Here is a 17698-nt window from a genome sequence, read left to right on the forward strand (position 1 = left end):
GTCATTTGTCATGAGGCGTTTCGAGCCACAAGCAGATAAGTCATCATATCGCCTTTTCCCTTCACTGGAATCACGCCGCGCTCCTCAAAAACGTACTTATCCCGCAGGCGCTCGTAGGTAGCAACTGTCACCTGAATGCTGCCGGGGACACCTTGAGATTCCATCCGGGAAGCTGTATTTACCGTATCTCCCCACAAATCGTAAGTAAATTTTTTAGTACCGATTACCCCAGCTTCCACCGGGCCTGTGTGGATGCCGATGCGGATGCTGAGCGGCTGACCTCCCTTGGTACGTATCTTAGTCATCGCTGCTTGAATTTCCAGCGCCATTTCCGCGATCGACTCGGCGTGGTCGTCGCTGGGCGTCGGCAAACCGCCAACCACCATATAAGCATCGCCGATCGTCTTAATTTTCTCAAGTCCGTAGCGCTCGGCCAACTCGTCAAAAGCCGAAAAAATCTCGTTGAGCAACTCCACCAACTGAGCCGGCGATAAATGAGCCGAAAGCTTAGTAAAACCGACCAAATCGGCAAACATCACTGTCACCTCAGCGAAACTGTCTGCGATGGTAATTTCCCCGTGTTTCAGGCGCTGCGCGATCGCCTTGGGTAAAATATTTAACAGCAAACGCTCGGACTTTTCCTTTTCCTGCGCCAACTCATGTAAATACGCCTGTTCCTTATCCCGCAGCCGCTTCTTTTCCAAACAAGCGCTAATCCGAGCCTTAAGCAATACCGGATTGAACGGTTTAGAAAGATAATCCTCCGCCCCCAACTCTATACACCGGACGATACTGTCGATATCGTCCACCGCCGAAATCATAATCACCGGGATGTAGCGCAAATTGTCGTCCGCCTTCAGACTTTCGAGCACCTGATAGCCGTTCATTTGCGGCATCATAATGTCTAGAAGAACCAAATCAAAAGGAACGCTTCGCAACATTTCCAGAGCTTGGAGACCATCTTCAGCAACAGTCACCACATGGCCTTGACGCTGAAGTCGGCGGGCCAGCAAATCGCGGTTTACCTCATTGTCGTCAACAACCAGCACGCTGCCCTCGTCACCTTTCATGTCAGGGCCTCTTTCAGAAGAGTTTCAATTTTACCCAAAAGTCGGGGAAACTCGACCGGTTTAGTGTCATAGTCATTGCAGCCTGCAGCAAGACACTTTTCACGATCGCCCGCCATTGCGTGAGCCGTCAGCGCAATCACCGGAATCCTGCTAGTTTCAGGAGCCGCCTTAATTTGCTGCGTTGCTTGCCAGCCGTCGAGAACCGGCAGACTCATATCCATCAGAATCAAATCGGGTACTTTCGCGAGCGCCATCGACACTCCCTCAGCACCGTCAACAGCAATAAAGACCTCGTGTCCCTTGCGGGCCAGACGCCTGGAAAGCATATCCCTGTTCATTTCGTTATCTTCGACCAACAGGATTTTAGCCATTGGTGTTCTCCTTGCCTTTCGAGTCGTACCTGCGATCGAACCTGTCATTGACTATAGAGCGAACATCGCGCAACAAACTATCGCAACTGTAGACTCCCTTTTGTAGCACCCGCTCGACGTAGCCGTTTAGCTGCTGGCTTTCGGCCGGTGTCAAGTTTTTCCCCGTGATCACAACAATCGGTATAGGATCTCCTGAATGCGATTTGCGAATTTCCCCGATCAACTCAAAACCATCCATTTCTGGCAACATCAAATCCAGTAATATCAGGTGCGGGCGAGCAACTTTTAGTCGATCGAGAGCAGCGCGTCCGCTGTCAGCTTCCGTTACTGCCCAGCCTTGTGTTTCTAGTACGCATCGCAGTATTTCGCGCGTGGCAACGTCATCTTCCACAATTAGAATCTGACAGGTCAAATTGTTACTTGCAACGCCGTCTTGGTCGCGTCGGTACTTGTTCAACAAGGCAGCCAGCCGTTTGCCGTCCACTGGTTTGGTGAGGTAGTCCGAGGCACCCAATGCAAAGCCGAGGCTTTTGTTGCCCACAAAGGATAGCAGGATTACGGGAATTTCGGCAAGGTCAGGATCGGCCTTCAGCGCTGAGAGTACCGCCCAGCCGTCCATTCCGGGCATGATCACGTCCAGGGTAATGGCGTCTGGCCGTAGTTGCTTAGCGAGCCGGAGAGCTTGCTCGCCACTGCCGGCGACTTCTACGTGCAGTCCTTGGCGACTGAGGGTGCGCTCGATCAAATCCCGCGATATCGGGTCGTCGTCAACTACCAGCACCGTGCCGACAGCGGGCGCGTCCGGAGGGCTAGTGCTGTCGTGGACTTTGTTGGGGATTTCCGGCTGTTTGATGGCGCTGGGCAAGAGCACGGTGAAAGTGGTGCCTGCGCCCAAGGTGCTGCTGACCTCAATGCTGCCACCCATCATCTGACAGAAGCGCTGGCTGATTGCTAGTCCCAAACCGGTGCCACCGTACTCGCGGGTAGTCGAGGCATCAGCTTGGGTGAAAGGTTGAAAAACTCGCTGCAATTGCTCTTGTGTCATGCCGATGCCGGTGTCGGCGACGCGGAAACTTAAAAATTCGGAGTTGGAAATTAAAATTTGGGAAGATTCCTCTTGATTTTTCATTTTTAATTGTTCATTTTTAATTCTTTCCACTCCGATCGCAATTCTCCCGTTTTTTGTGAACTTGGCAGCGTTGCTGAGCAAGTTAAGCAGCACTTGCCGCACTTTTGTCATGTCCGCGTGCATGGTGTCGAGGTTGTCTGGACAGTACACTTCTAGGGTATTACCGTTTTTCTCGACCAGTGGCCTGGCCGTGGCAACAGCACTTTCAATTAAGGTATGGATGTCGAAGCTTTCTAAGTAGAGCTCCATTCGGCCTGCTTCAATTTTAGAAATATCTAGGATGTCGTCAATCAGGGACAGCAGGTGTTTGCCGGCGCTGCAGATTTTTTCGAGGTCGGGGACGGATTCGCAACTGCCCAATTCTTCGGCTTCTTCTTGAAGCATTTCGCTGTAGCCGATGATGGCGTTGAGGGGTGTGCGAAGTTCGTGGCTCATGTTGGCGAGAAATGTGCTTTTTGCCCGGTTGGCTGATTCTGCTGCTTCTAGGGCCAACTGCATGGCGGATTCTGCCTGTTTGCGATCGGTGATGTCTTGGACTGTGCCTTCGTAGTACAAAACGCTGCCGTTTTCGTCGCAGATGCTGCGCGCGTTTTCGGAAATCCAAATCGTGCTACCGTCTCGGCGGTATATTTGGGATTCAAATTTTGACACTTGGTGGCGCGCGCGCAATTGGGCCATAAACTCGGCGCGCCGATTGGGGTTAACGTAAAATTGACGGTTGATATCGGTGAGTTCGGCGAGCATTTGGGTACAGGATTCGTAGCCGTAAATTCTGGCTAGTGCGCTATTGCCGCTGAGGTAGTGCCCGGTCGGCGTTGTCTGGAATATGCCTTCGACTGCGTTTTCAAAGATGCTGCGGTATTTTGTTTCGGATTGTCTCAAAGCTGCTTCTGCTCGCTTGCGCTCTAGGACATTGGCGAGCATTTCTCCTACCATTTTTAGCTGTGTGGATATTTCGGTTGCTAGACTTGCTGTTTGGTTTAAGGCATCGAATCCGAGAAATCCTACTAGCTTTTTACTACAAATTAGGGGAATAATTATCAGCGATTGAATATTTTTTAGCTGTTCTTTTAATTCTAGATTATTTAGGGAAGCGTCACTCGAAGGTATTAAGGCGGTTGCTGTTTGATTGACTGTTTGGGATGGGGAGTCTGTCTGGAATTCGCCTGAATTTTGACCGATAAAATAGCCAATTTCGGCTATGGCTGGGGGCGGGAGTTCGCCGATTTCGGGAATATAGAGGTATTCGGCGCGATCGAGTTTTTCTGCGATCCAAGGGATTTGTGCGATGTCTATTTGTTTGTCGGTGCTGTCTTTGACTGCAGGAAAGCTTTCGCCGCACCACTCGTAGGTTTTGTCGGCGCGGGTTTTGTCTTCTGATAACAGGTAGATGTAACTGCGGTCAAACCCGCTCAAGGTGGCTATAGCTTCCAGGGTTTGAGCGATGCCTTTGTCTATTTCTGATAAGGGCTGGGTGATGAAATTGGTTGACAAACGGGCAATCAACTGAGCGAATTCTATTCGATACTGCAAAGATTGTTCTAGTTTTGTGAGTTCGGTAATGTCTCGAAAGCTCCAGACTCTACCGACTGTTTTCGCTCCGACTTTTGATGGCAACGAATTTAATTCAAGAATTTTTCCGTCTTTAAATTCTAATAATTCGCTGATTTGAGTATCTGAATCTGCCGACACTTTGATCACGTTTTCGAGAAATCTTTGCGGGTATTTTAATTGTTCCCTGTCGAAGGGGAATCCTGTTTTGAGCGTGTTTGTGAGTGTCCCGAAGGTCGATCGGCTCAACTTTCCTTGGCTGGCGGACAAACCCCACATCTCTAGAAATTTCTGATTATAATTACATATATTGCCGTTTCTGTCAACGGCCAGAATTCCTGCATCTGTAGATTTTAGAACTGCTTGCAGTATCGAGAGCGATTGCTTGTGTTCTCTAATGTCAAAAAACACCAAGACTGATATTTCGCTGCCCTCAACTGCGGGATGGAAAAAATAGGAAACGGGTAAAATATTGCCGTCGCGACACAAAAACTCGTCGTCCCAATTGCTGGAAGGTTGACTGGAAGCGATCGCCTCTTGTAAATCTAGTGTAGGTGCGATCGTCCCATCTTCACTCTTGCTGGGCGACTGTTTCGGAGCCGTCAAAACTTGGGATTTGTTGCCTTTATTTTGCTTCCCGATGCGCTCTAGCAGAGAAACGCCTGCAAGTTCCGATTCTCGCCACCCCAGCAAGCGTTCTGTCTCTGCATTCACCGAGATTACACAGCCCTTCGCGTCAAGGATACACAATCCCGCCCCCAAACTGTTGACAATCGCCCGCAGTCGATCGAATTCTGAAGCTGTTGGAGAGTCTTGAGGGGACTGGGGCGAGTCAGTTAAATCCTTTAATGCCACCGTCTCCAAGTTAAAACAATCTTCCTGCTGAAGTTCTTGCTGACTCTGAACTCGCTCATAGCTACAACTTACCTGCTCTAATAAAAGCTGCCACTGCTCAGCAGTGGGAGGGGGAGACTCGCCGACTAAACCGAGCTGTTCGAGTTGGCGCTGGAGGTGGGGGTGCATATTTTCTGGCGCTTTGTAAGCAACTTTCTACAGTATATCTTTTTAATTAATAGTATATATACGTAGGTATACCGTTAGGGGACAAGTACGGGATCGAAGTCTATCACAGGTTTTATTGAGAAGCCGAGGGATCGTGTCTCCTCTCCAAAATCTTTCAAACTGCGCTAATTATAAATTCTCCGAACTTTTAAGGTTGGTCAACTAACCAATCCTCTGAATGTCGGCAGCACGCTCAAAAATAATAATATCATCTTATCAAGTCAATACTCAGGAAAGTTTGGGTAACGATACTACAAGCTTTACAGGGCAAGGCTCATAAAAAAGTCTAATTAAATTCAAGATTAGGGTGGAGATGACATTGATTGAATTATCCACAGTCAATCAATGTCAAGCGATAATAAGCCATTGGGCTATAGAAAAACTGTTCGGAATATTAATCAAGTGAACTTAGCCTCAAAAACTAGGTTGCCACTAAAAAAAGATCGCGGGCGCGGGTACTGGACAGGAAAATTTATTATTCCCATGCCAGCGGAAACGATTTCAGCACTTTTCCTATTTACTCATAAATTAATTATGGTGATCTAACCCGCCCTAATCTTCTACCTCTATAGCAATTCTAAATTATTTGGGAATTTATTATCCCCTCAGAAGGATGCGGCGAGGGTTGGGGTGGGTAAAATTATTACGAATAACATAAAATTACTAGATTTTAAAAAAACTTCTAAAAAACTAAGTTTATAATGTGAGGAATTATGTGCAAATTCTGCAGATCTGCTAGCGAAATAATCAGCCAATTGCAGAGGTAAACAAAAGTTGCAGGCATCGAAAAAAATAACTGTCAAAAAAATATTAGTCGTCAGACTTTTCGGTTGAGATCGAAAGGTCTGTGAAAATAGCTGGCAGCCGAATGGTAAAAGTAGAACCTTTATCCAACTCGCTTAATGCAGTAATGTCTCCTCCCATCATTTCGCAGAATTTCTTAGTAATCGTCAGCCCCAAACCAGTGCCACCGTACTTCTTAGTAGTTGAGGAATCTGCTTGGGTGAAAGGCTCAAAGATTCTGGCTAACTGTTCGGGACTCATGCCAATACCGGTATCTTTGACCGTAAAAATGATCCAATCTTGAGCGGAAGATAACAGAGACAAGCTATTTTCAGCTTGGCCACCTCCTCTATACGCTCCCAGTTTTTTGCCTTTGTTTGCAGCGTCGGCGGGGGTTTCGACGGATCGGGTAATGGCGAAGGTAATTGCGCCGGAGCAAGTAAATTTCGCGGCATTGCTGAGGAGGTTGAGCACAGACTGCCGGAGTTTAGTTTTGTCGGTGTGCATCGATCCAATATCCTCGGGGCATTGTATTTCTAGGATATTGCTATTTTTTTGTGCCATTGGGGCGATCGTGGCAACTACTTCCTCAACCAGAGTTGAAATGGTGAAGGTTTCAAGGTGGAAGTCGATGTGGCCTGCTTCAATTTTGGTCAAGTCGAGAATATCTCTAATCAGTGTGAGTAGGTGCTGGCCAGCCTTGTTAATTCTCTGGAGGTCGTCGATGAACTCTTCGGCACCAAGGTCTCGGGCGTCTTCTTGCAGGAGCTCGCTGTAGCCGATGATGGCGTTGAGGGGGGTTCTGAGTTCGTGACTCATGTTGGCGAGAAAAATGCTTTTGGATCTATTTGCAGCTTCGGCGGCTAATGCGGCCCGGCGGAATTCTTCGGAACGCAAGCGTTCGGTGATGTCGGTGGTCATGATTAAAACGCACTGAGTGCTGCCGAGGTGGATGAGTTCTACTGACATCAGCCAGTCGCGCACTTCGCCGGCTTTGGTGCGAATTTTGATTTCTTGGTTGCTGATCGAATTTTGTGATTGTAAAATCTGGGCGAGCCTCCCACCGTCTTCTGAATTGACAAACATTCCTAAGTCGCTGGGAGTGCGGCCGATAAATTCGTGCCGCAGCCAGCCTAATGAGCGCAAAAAGCTTTCGTTGGCATCAAGGAAGCATCCGTCTGTGAGGGTGCAGATGCTGATGCCGACTGGGGAGGCGTGAAAGGCCTTGGAAAATCTTTCTTCTGAAGAACGCAGGGCGGCTTCGGCTTGCTTTCTGTCTGTGATGTCTTGGACGGTGCTGGTGATGTAGAGGGAGGTGACGGCGGCTTGTTCGTAGACTGTGCGGTTGCTGCCGTCGGGGAGTATGAGCCTGTAGTCGATGCTGTAAGGCTGTTGCTGAAATAAAGCGGCTTCGATCGAGGTTTTGACTAATTCTCTGTCTTCAGGGTGTACGTATTCCAAGAAGGCTTCCAGGCTGGGTTCAAAAGTTCCCGGTTGCTCTCCCAGAATGCGGTAAATTTCCTCTGACCACCGCAATTGCTGGGCGTTGCGGTCTAAGTCCCAGTTGCCTAGCTGGGCGATGCGTTGGGCGTTAGCGAGGCTGGCTTCGCTGGCGCGCAGGGAGGCTTCTGCTTGGTGACGTTCGGCGACGGTGGCAGCTAAGACTAAGCCGGTGACGGCGATGACGGCGATGAAGGCTTGCAGGGATAACAGTGCTTGGGGGATACTGCTGGCGTGTTTGAGGAAGGGGCCGCTGCCTCGGGCGATACCCCAGATGGCGAAGCCGCAGAGGATGAGGTTGGAGAGGGCCGTGTAGCGCTGACCGAATCGAAAGGCAGCCCAAACTACGAGCGGAAATGGTAAGTATTCGAGGGGATAGCGGGCGTAGGCGGCGCGGGTGCGGGAGCAGAAGACGAGCCAGCCGAGTGCTAGTAGCAGCAGCAGCCAAATCGCTCGTTCAGCTATCTGTTTACGATGGGTGGGGACTTTGGGCAATTGTTGCCACGTCAGTAGCAGCGGGGCAACGAGCACAATTCCCATAGCGTCTCCCACCCACCAAGTCCCCCAAATCGTGCCAAAATTGCTCCAGCTAGATAAACCGGTCAGGCATACGACGATGCTGCCGATGGTGGAGTTGATCAGGGTAGATCCCAAGGCTGCTAGTCCGACTATTCCTAAAACGTCTTTGAGCCGATCGAGCCTGGCGCTAAAGTTAATGCCCTGGAGTAGATAAGTTCCCGTCCACGCTTGCAGGGTCCTGGCGCCTGCCGAGATCAATGCCGTGCCGATATTCGCCGACGGTACGCTCATGCTGAACAGGAAGCCTCCGATCGCGATTCCCGGCCACAGTTGTCGCCCAAACAGCAGCAGGGCGACTTGGGCAATTCCTGCGGCTGGCCACATCGGGTAAATTTCTGAACTGAGGGTGAGGGTGGAAATGGCGAATTGGGACGCCCAATAGTAGACCAGGGCGATCGCGCCTACTGCGAGGAAGTACCGCCAGGAATGTCCTTTGATTGCATTAAGGAACTTTGTCTGCATGGTCGTTTGGGGAAAAGGTGGACGGTTGTTGGGATCTCAGTAGGTGGCACGGGACAGGCACGGGGTAGAGAAAATGTTTCTATTAGGTGATGGTAGGTCATGGGTGGTAGGTAGTGGGAGAAGCTTTTGAGCTAACTTTTTGTGGTGCCGTTGAGGGAGCGGTTTTTTTGTTCCATCAAATCTGCCCATGAATTTCGGGAGTATCGCTTTTTTGTAAATATATCTCTAATGGCTAAGCAATTGGTTTGTAAATTTTTGGTTTTTGTTAAAAATTTCTTACCGAGCGACAGCGGGTGTCTTTTTGTGTCTGGCGATCGTAACTCTATTCACCCTAACATCTTGCATCACGATCGATAATACCTACCATACCTAAAATACAAATAAGAGCGACGTAAAATCTCTGTTTTTACGTCTGTTTGGCGCAAGCAACACGGTTTCTGATTAGAAGTGCAGGCGGTAGTGATTTTCACTAGATTTTTAACCCATCAATCGAGGCTTTCAGTCTTTCGCTCGAATACAGTGAAAGCGGATAATTTACAGACAACAAAAAATATTTTTTATTGTCTATTTCTCTTTGGCTGTTGCAATATCTAAGGTTAGTGTCAAACGCTCTTGAGATTCTTTAAGAGCGTCTTGGGGGTTGTGGCCCAGAAGGGTTGCCTCTATGGCGCGACCGAGGTTTTCTGATAGGCGGGAGTAACCTGATATAATGGGTCGCGCTCTGGCTGAGTTCATTTGTTCTAAAAATACTCGCAAAACAGGGTTTTTTTCCACAAAGCTTTGATAAGCTTGGCTCTGTCTCGATTTTAAGTTAATGGGTAAATAACCTGTTCCTAATGCCCATGCTGTTTGGAATTCTTCACCTATAACGTATTCTAAGAATACTAGGGCTGCTCGCTCTCGTTCTGGCGAAGTTTTCATTAAAAATAGGTTTTCACCCCCTACGACGGCGGCAGGGCGTTTGAGGATCGGTAAAGGCATTGCTCCGTAGTCGATCGCGCTTTGCTGCAACTGTGCTAGCGTCCACGGCCCGGTGATTTGCATGGCGACTTTGCCGGCGATGAAGTTGTCGAGTTCGTAACCGCGTTCGGGTGCTGACAATATTGCTGAACCTTCTTTTAACAAGTCGCTCCACAATTCTAAGGCGGCGTGAGAACCGGGATTATCTATTTGGGGTACAGGACTTTGAGGTATGTCGCCTTTGAGTTCGCCGCCTGCGCTGAACATGAATGGCAGCCAGGTAAATACTGTCCATTCTCCCTTGCCTAGGGGGAGCACTATGCCGTGTTGGTCTGTGCGGCCGTCTCCGTTGGTGTCTTGCGTGAGCGATCGGGCTGTTTGCTTTAATTGCGCCCAATTCTTCGGCACTTCTTTGATTCCTGCTGCTGCAAATAAGCTGGGACGGTAAAAGATGGCGACGTTGTTTGTCGCTAGGGGAACTGACCAAGTGTGTCCGCCGAGTTCCATTGACTCGAAGAGTGCCGGGTAGATTTCGGCTTTCCGGGGCGATTTGTCTAGCCACTTTTCTAAGGGTTCAATTGCGTTTAGTTCTGCTAGTTTTCCTGAAATTGTGGCAGCATTCCACAGCAAATCCGGCGGTGCGTTTCCAACTATTGCTGTTAGTATTTTTGGCAGTTGTTGGTCGGGCTGACCGATGTAAACTGGTTTGATCTGGATGTTGGGATGCGTTTTATTGAATTGGTTTGTGAGGGTTTGAAATACGTCGCGATTTGGTGGAGGATTGATGCCGTGCCACAGTGTGAGTTCGATCGGTTCGCCGTTTTTTGAGGCTGGGGTTGTGCTGTTTTGACAGCCGCTTAATATTAGCAGATTTAAGGTAATTAAAATGCCGATCGCTAGTTTGAGTGGTCTTTTAATTGCTTCGGATAATTTGGATAATATCATTTTTTAGTTAGATTCAGGGAAGAAGATTTTTTTAACCGCAGATGAACGGGGATGGACGCGGATAGTTAGATGTTGGTAAAACGAGCTAAATCTAGAAAATCTGCTGGTAGCTGATTTCTCTCTCCATCCGAGGTGTTTTGAAACAAAACTGTGAAAGCTCCTGCTCCTAGTCTATCTTGCGGCAACATCCGATAGCAAGGAATTTCGGTCAGGTGCGATCGATATTTTTCTAAAAGAGGAACAGTGACTGGCCCAAATTCGGGGAATTAGGTTGACAGCCATTCGCTGACTTGTTCATTTTCTGCGGTTGAATAAGTGCAGGTCATGTATACAAGATAACCTTGGGGCGCTACAATTTTAGCAGAATTGGCGAAAATTCTTTTTTGGCGGTTGGCATTGCTATTGATGGTGACATGATGAAAGTAGCCGGGTGCTTTGTCTCCTTTTGCTAAGAGTGATTGACCAGTACAAGGAGCATCTACTATTACTAAATTAGCCGTTTATGGCATCTTTTCGGCAAGTATTTTTGAATCGGCATTGGTGGCGGCGGATGAGTTAATTTGGCAGCGTCTTAAATTAGAGTTCAGCCTTCCCATGCGTTTGGCTATGGCTTCGTTGCACAACAGAAATTCTAGCTTTAAGGTTTTCCAGGCAAATATACTTTTTCCTCCGGGGGGCGCGCACATATCTAAAATTAGTTTTATTGACTGGGATATTGTTAACAATGTGGAGGCGGCGAAGATTGAGAAAAAGTCGAGACAGTAGTAATGTCCGGCTTGATGTAAGGAATGTTTTCCCGGTTGGTATTCTAAGGCTAGTCTATCTACAAAGTGCGGTTGCCAAAAAACGGGACTTTCGAGATCAAATGGGTTTTTTGGTGGTTTTGGTTGCACGCACAAGATAGCAGGATTAAAGGCGTGGGGATTGGTGATGGCATGAATAAACTTTTCTTGTTCGGCGGTGTCGGCAAATAAGCTGCGGCTGAGTTTAAGCAGGAGATTTGACTGTTTTTCCATGTTCGAGGAGATATGATAGGATTGAGATTAGCAATGACCAAGGTAGATTAGATGATAATTCTTAGTGTAGAACAGTTATAGTTAACTTGGGAAGAATGGATGCAAATGTTGTTGCGTCTATTAAACCCATTGCTTTTGAGCGTTCGAGTCGGGCTGCACCTGAGTATCAATCGAGATTTTTTTAGCTGATCGCACTACTCGGAACTCTTGTCGAAGTGTATAATCTAGGAGCAAACTACCATTATTTGAGCTGACAAATAAACCTTACATGAGTCGGATGGTGAAAACACTCATAAACTAGCTTGTATCATAGCTGCTACGCGCGGAATAGTCTCTATAATATACTAGGGTTTTTTGCCATTACCTACTTGATGACTAATGAGTAATGACTGACGACTACTTACTAATAACGAACAATCTATGAAAATTGTCTTTTTTGGCACTCCCGATTTTGCTGTTCCTACTTTATCCAGTTTGCTGAGTCACCCAGAATTTGAGGTGGTGGGTGTGGTGACTCAGCCGGACAAACGCCGGGGAAGAGGGAATCAATTAATGCCTTCACCTGTAAAAGATGTGGCTTTAAATCATAGTCTCCCGGTTTGGCAGCCGCGCCGAATTAAGAAGGATGCGGAAACAATTGCCAAATTGCGGGAAGCGGAGGCGGATGTGTTTGTGGTGGTGGCTTATGGCCAAATTCTTTCTCAAGAAATTCTGGATATTCCTAGTTTGGCTTGCGTTAACGTTCACGGTTCAATTTTGCCGAAGTATCGCGGTGCAGCACCGATTCAACGCTGTCTTTTTGACGGGGAAAAGACAACAGGAATTACTACTATGCTGATGGATGCTGGGATGGATACTGGGGCGATGCTATTGAAGGCTTTTGCTGGCATTTCACTGTTGGATAATGCTGATTCTTTGGCGGATAGGTTGGCGGAAGTTGGGGCAGATTTGTTGATAGAAACTTTGGTGAAATTGAGGGACGACCAAATTGAAGTTGTTGTTCAAAATGATGCTGAGGCGACTTATGCGCCGATGATTAAGAGTGCGGATTATGTGCTGGATTGGTCGAAAAGTGCGATCGCCCTTCACAATCAAATTAGGGGCTTTTTCCCGGATTGCACGACGACTTTTCGCGGCAATTCTCTGAAGGTGATAGCTACTGTGCCCGTCGGGCCGGAATATTGGCTGCAAATGCCAGCGGATTTGAGAGTTTTGGAACGCGAATGGCCTGTTTTGGATCAGTTGTCGGGCGCGAATGGGGAAGTTGTTAAGGTTGTGAAGGGGTTGGGGGCGATCGTGCAAACGGGTGATGGTTTATTATTGTTGCGGGAGGTGCAGTTGGCGGGGAAAAAGGTGCAGTCTGGGGTGGATTTTGCGAATGGAACTCGGTTGGCGGTGGGTGAGATTTTTGGGAGTTAAATAGTATATTTAGGGCGGGCAGGATGCCCACCCTACAATATTGGGCAGCAAAATCATTTTGTAATTAGATGGGCGATTCTTGACTAAAATTCAACCAAAACTTCCTCCGCGCCGCCCAATAAACCCTGTGCCGCCTCTAACATACTCTCCGCAACATCTTTCAAATCGTCGCGACTTGCGAGATAAGTTTTCAAAGCTTCTAAGGGTTCTATACTATTATTAGCATTCAATTCTGGCAACCGCGGCCTTGCTAACTGACTGACTAATTCCGGCTGGATTGTGTAGCTGTGCGCTTCGCCCAGAAGTGTGTGCAATTCTCCGTTGTCGATTAAATCTAATTGTTCCGATCGCAATTGGTAAATTAATCTAACTACTGCGTCTTTAATTTCCTTCTTGCCAATAGCTTTAACTAACTCGGCTTGCGGGTTTTCAGATTCGGAAACATTTACTTTAATAGTCTGAAACACCCGCACTGGCAAAGTGCAAAATTCCCACTCAGCTTTTCCCCGTTCCAAATTAACTAACACAAAACCTTTATCTTCTTTCTCTTCGCTAAAATCAACTCGTTCGATACTTCCCGGATAAATGACGGGCGGATTGTTGGAAGCATTGAGATTTTGATGTTTGTGTACGTGACCGAGAGCAACATAATCAAAACAAGGGCGAGTTAGCATGGAAACAGGAATGTTAAAACCTTTACCAACTGCTAAAAAACGTTCGGCGCCCAGACTGGCTTTATCTGCCATTAAGTGCGCTAAAAGTACGGTTGGTATGTCGGGATTGAGGCGGCGGATTTCGCCTTCCATTGCGATCGTCAGTTTTTCGGTTAATAATTGGTTAACATCGCCCATAGAAAGGTTTTCAGTCTCGGCACGTGTCATTAAGGTCGATCGAGTCAACCAAGGTAATGTTACCACCTGTACGGGTCCGCTGCGGGTTTGAATGAGGTGAGTGTCCAGGCGATCGCCTACAATAAACTTAGGTATCCCCAAAGTCCGATATATCCCCAAACTCGCGCCGCCTTGTCCCTGAGAATGTTGGTCGTGATTTCCTACTAGCAAAACCGTTGGAATTTGCGCGTCTACCAAACGGCTGAATTGGCAAGCAAAAGCCTCTTTAACAAACGGTGGAGGCGTCGAATCCGGGAAAGCATCGCCGCCGAATATGACTAAATCTACGGGTTCAGAAATTGCTCTGTCCATACATTTGCTCAGCGTCGCCGCGAAGTCTTCCAGCCGCGTATTTAAACCAGTTTCTGGATTAATTCGCCCGTGGGAAAAGCCGCTGCCCATGTGAATGTCTGAAAGGTGTAAGATTTTAATCATTGTTTTTTAGGTAGTGGTAAACAAGTAATGATGTGTTGTAGTGATGAATGAAATACCAAATGGCACTAATGTGATTTTCCCAGGACTTAGAAAAGGATAAGGTCTCCCCTTTTTTTTTGTGCCACCTGAACTTTGCCAGACACCAGGGCATATTTCTGATTGACGTAGCGAAAGCAACCACTGCTCAGATACCTGCGTGGCACGAGCAATTCCAGCTAGGGAAATCCGTTCTAGCAACAATATATCAATCAGTTCACGCGCAAGCTGAATCAATTACTTTTTTCTGCGGATGCTCCCGGCCAACTGTCGCCCACATTCATGGCATTTAAACCGTTGTTTACCGTTGTGGATGCGACCATTTTTGACCGTTTGGCATGACGTACAGGTTGGGCAAGCAGGCAGGATTAGAAAACACCAACAAGAAACTCTACTTTCCTATCATTACATCTTTGGCACTAACCACCCGCACTCTAGTCAACTTTCTTGCGCCCCCTCCTGGCTGCCAATATCGACAGTTTACGGTATTCTCCCGACGGACATATCCACCGTAAACCTAATTGTCGCTTCTTTATCCACTGCTTGCAGCTTGCTCATCAGGCTAGGCTCCTTTGATTGAATGGAAACTGGTTCTGATGCTAATGCTTCCGGCCCCGGTGGTGTTGCAGTTGGCAATGCAGTTTCCTGTGTTGGTTGTGTGGGTAGTGTTTCCCCTATTAGTGATGCTGTGGGTGTTGTTGCGAACGATACAACGAATGGTGGTACTTGCACACCTGTTTTTATGTGTGTTAGCTTATTACTTAGAAGAGCATATGTGTCAACGATTACCGTCCGTCGTTGTTCGAGGATGAGGAGTGGTTGAATGCTTCTGATTCAGGGTCAGTGCTTGTTCCAGTTAAGTCATCCACTCCCGCAAAACGGAAAGCTTCAACAAAATGTACTTCTGAGAGTTTTCCACTTTACATTTTTCGGACGTTAATAACAAATTTATCGACAATCGCTCAAAATCGAGTATAGCCTAAATTGCGTCTGGTTTCAGTTAGTTTCGACAAGCTGACGATGCCGGCTCCTTTGCAACAGAGAGCTTTGGATTTACTGAAGGTTTCCTAATATTGTAGTTATCTATTGGGCGAGGGCGTTAGCCCTATTGCCTGACTGATGGGGTTTTTGCTTGGATGCGATCGACCACAGGGGGGAAGTTCCGCTAGAACAGTTGAGAAAATCTCAACTTTGCGACCGTTTTCGGCAAAGCAACGCTGACGCATCACACCAGGAAGTATGCGCGCTTTCGCTTTCTATCTAGCTACGCTTAAACAACGAAACTATACTTACATCTTGCACCAGTCAATAATCTCACATTCCATCTGCCCTGTTTGACAACAGGGGTTAAAACCCAAAGTTAATTTCTAGCTTCTCTGACTGGGGTGAAACTTGCTAATTGGTGCATTGTCTTACTTAGAGGCATTCAGCACATCCATGAATTTTCCATTCAAAGCACGTTTAAAGAGCCAGAAGAATTCACCAAAAATGGTGATGCCGTTAATTAACCAACATTGGTTGGTGCGGATCGTCCTGCGCTCTATTTCCTACTTCCGCAAAGACTTATGGCTGATCGTCACGCTCTTGCTTTTGATCGGAGCATCGGTGCTTTTCAACCTTCTCAACGCCTGGCCGATAGCGATTCTAGTCGATACGGTTTTGTCACCAACTCCAAAGTCCAACTGGATTCATACGCTGTTTCTTGCCCCGTTCGGTGAAAGCACACTGAACCGAATTTTCGGAATGGCATTCGTCGCGATGATTATTAGAATCCTGAGCGAGACCGTTTTTATGCTCCGTAGGATGTTGAACTACCGCATCCAGTACAACGGAACCTTGCGCGTTCGTACCGAACTCTACGACAAAATGCAGGCGCTGAGTCTCGGCTGGCACGGCTCCCGATCGCAGGGTGACGCAATCTATCGGTTGAGCTACGACAGCCTCGGCCCCTGGGGGGTGATCGATACGCTCATCGGTTCCACCGCCGCATCGGTGACGCTGACGGCGATGATCTGGATCATGCTGTCGCGCCACGTCCTTCTCACCGTGTTTGCGCTTTCGTTCACTCCGCTTCTAATACTGGCGAATTGGTACTTCGAGGGAAGGATTAGAAGTCGAGCCCTGGAGTCGAAGCAGACCGATGCGGTGATGACCTCAACCATGCAGCAAGCTATAGAGTCGATCGGGCTAATCCAATCCTTCGGTCGAGAAGCAACCGAGTCGCGGCGCTTCGGGCAGGCGGTCGAACGCAGTGTCAAGGCATCCATGCGACTCAATTGGCAAGAGAACCTCTATCCGCTAGCGGTTCAGGTAGTCTTCGCCTTGGGAAGCGGGGTAATCTTAGGCTACGGCGGATACTTAGTTTATCGCGACCAGTTCTTGCGTCCGGTGCCGAACGGCGTGAGCATCGGCGATTTGCTCGTATTCATGGCGTACCTGGGGCAGTTCTGGGACCCGATAGGTTGGGTGTTGGGGTTCACTACTAAGATCCAGACATTTGTAGCTTCATGCGATCGCGTCTTTAGTGTTATTGACGAGCCGCCTGCCATAAAAGATGAGCCTGATGCGCGATCGCTTCCCGTTTATCCCCGCACACTAGCACTTGCCGACGTGAGCTTCGAGTACAACTCTGGGCAACCCGTCTTGCGGAACATCAGTGCTAGTATCGAGCCGGGTCAGATGGTGGCGTTTTTGGGCCCTAGCGGGACGGGAAAGAGTACGCTGCTCAATCTTTTGCCGCGCTTCTACGACCCGACATCGGGCAGCGTCCTCCTCGACGGCTTTGACCTCCGCACCCTTAAAATTGCCGATGTCCGCAAACACATGGCGCTCGTCTCGCAAGGCAGCCCACTTTTCCCCGGAACGATCGCAGAGAATATCGCCTACGGCCGCCCGGACGCTCTGCTCTCCGATATTCGGGAGGCGGCAGTTGAATCTGGGGCCGCCGAGTTCATCGAAACCTTGCCGGAGCAGTATGATACTTTAATCGCTGAGGGCGGTCAGAACCTATCGGGCGGACAGCGACAGCGGCTAGCTATTGCGCGGGCGATCGTCACTAAGGCTCCCATACTGATCCTCGACGAACCCACAAATGCGCTGGATTTGAAGCACGAGCAGTGGGTACTAGAGACTCTGCAACGTCTACGTCGCAAAAGAACCATTATCTTGGTCACGCACCGACTCGAAACTGCTGTAGACTGCGATCTGATTTTTGTGATGCAAGAGGGCGAGATTAAGGAGTCTGGCACTCACGCCGAACTCCTTACCCAGCAGGGGTTCTATTACCGAATGTTGGGCTACAACCCAGTCAGGTCAATAGGGCTTACTGATAAACCCTGCATCGAGTAGGAGTAGGACATGGCGAACTTATTTCTTATCCTTTTGCTTCAATCTGTTGCCTGTCTGCCGTCTGCCGGGAGCGTGTCACTTTTGTGATGAGTAAAAATACTTAAGCAGCTTTTCGTGATTTACCAATTAAGCCGTTTAAGTA

Annotated in this window: 12 protein-coding genes; 2 read left to right on the top strand and 10 right to left on the bottom strand. The window is 48.2% G+C overall.

The annotated features are described in order from the left end of the window. Positions 1 to 8: 8 nt before the first annotated feature. From QUA77_RS23360 to QUA77_RS23390, 7 genes are all read right to left on the bottom strand, one after another. The gene (locus tag QUA77_RS23360; RefSeq protein ID WP_333041235.1) at positions 9 to 1070 is read right to left on the bottom strand and encodes an adenylate/guanylate cyclase domain-containing protein; all 1062 of its coding nucleotides are present in this window, start codon (positions 1068 to 1070) and stop codon (positions 9 to 11) included. Further along, complete coding sequence (locus tag QUA77_RS23365; protein ID WP_015177895.1) at positions 1067 to 1441, bottom strand: response regulator; 375 nt, start codon at positions 1439 to 1441, stop codon at positions 1067 to 1069. Before QUA77_RS23365 ends, QUA77_RS23360 begins: the two co-directional genes overlap by 4 nt. After that, on the bottom strand, positions 1434 to 5144 hold the full coding sequence (locus QUA77_RS23370; RefSeq protein WP_333452806.1) for a response regulator: 3711 nt from the start codon (positions 5142 to 5144) through the stop codon (positions 1434 to 1436). The genes QUA77_RS23365 and QUA77_RS23370 overlap by 8 nt, the downstream gene beginning before the upstream one ends. A gap of 849 nt (positions 5145 to 5993) precedes the next feature. Then, the gene (locus QUA77_RS23375; protein WP_333041237.1) at positions 5994 to 8507 is read right to left on the bottom strand and encodes an MASE1 domain-containing protein; all 2514 of its coding nucleotides are present in this window, start codon (positions 8505 to 8507) and stop codon (positions 5994 to 5996) included. Positions 8508 to 9071: 564 nt separating this feature from the next. Next, a complete protein-coding gene (locus tag QUA77_RS23380) occupies positions 9072 to 10412 on the bottom strand; it encodes an ABC transporter substrate-binding protein (protein WP_333452807.1) in 1341 nt (446 codons plus the stop codon). Between the two features lie 266 nt (positions 10413 to 10678). Continuing rightward, positions 10679 to 10897 carry a hypothetical protein gene (locus QUA77_RS23385; RefSeq protein ID WP_333452814.1) on the bottom strand — a complete coding sequence of 73 codons (219 nt, stop codon included), beginning with the start codon at positions 10895 to 10897 and terminating at the stop codon, positions 10679 to 10681. A gap of 15 nt (positions 10898 to 10912) precedes the next feature. Next, a complete protein-coding gene (locus QUA77_RS23390) occupies positions 10913 to 11428 on the bottom strand; it encodes a hypothetical protein (RefSeq protein ID WP_333452808.1) in 516 nt (171 codons plus the stop codon). Positions 11429 to 11848: 420 nt separating this feature from the next. Between QUA77_RS23390 and fmt the strand changes: the two genes are divergently transcribed. Further along, positions 11849 to 12847 (top strand): methionyl-tRNA formyltransferase, encoded by a 999-nt coding sequence (gene fmt, locus QUA77_RS23395; protein ID WP_333452810.1) that lies wholly within the window; start codon positions 11849 to 11851, stop codon positions 12845 to 12847. Between the two features lie 83 nt (positions 12848 to 12930). Here the strand turns inward: fmt and sbcD are convergent, their stop codons facing one another. The 3 genes from sbcD to QUA77_RS23405 form a co-directional block, all read right to left on the bottom strand. Beyond that, a complete protein-coding gene (gene sbcD, locus QUA77_RS23400; RefSeq protein WP_333452812.1) occupies positions 12931 to 14172 on the bottom strand; it encodes an exonuclease subunit SbcD in 1242 nt (413 codons plus the stop codon). A gap of 273 nt (positions 14173 to 14445) precedes the next feature. Then, on the bottom strand, positions 14446 to 14577 hold the full coding sequence (locus tag QUA77_RS29415) for an IS1/IS1595 family N-terminal zinc-binding domain-containing protein (RefSeq protein WP_445242257.1): 132 nt from the start codon (positions 14575 to 14577) through the stop codon (positions 14446 to 14448). A 111-nt stretch (positions 14578 to 14688) separates the two neighbouring features. Continuing rightward, positions 14689 to 14844 carry a hypothetical protein gene (locus tag QUA77_RS23405; protein ID WP_333042946.1) on the bottom strand — a complete coding sequence of 52 codons (156 nt, stop codon included), beginning with the start codon at positions 14842 to 14844 and terminating at the stop codon, positions 14689 to 14691. A gap of 858 nt (positions 14845 to 15702) precedes the next feature. On the opposite strand from QUA77_RS23405, the gene QUA77_RS23410 reads away from it, so the two are divergent. Next, the gene (locus tag QUA77_RS23410) at positions 15703 to 17556 is read left to right on the top strand and encodes an ABC transporter ATP-binding protein (RefSeq protein WP_333452816.1); all 1854 of its coding nucleotides are present in this window, start codon (positions 15703 to 15705) and stop codon (positions 17554 to 17556) included. The last annotated feature ends 142 nt before the right edge of the window (positions 17557 to 17698 follow it).

The organism is Microcoleus sp. K5-D4 (genome assembly GCF_036704575.1).
Classification (GTDB): Bacteria; Cyanobacteriota; Cyanobacteriia; order Cyanobacteriales; family Microcoleaceae; genus Microcoleus.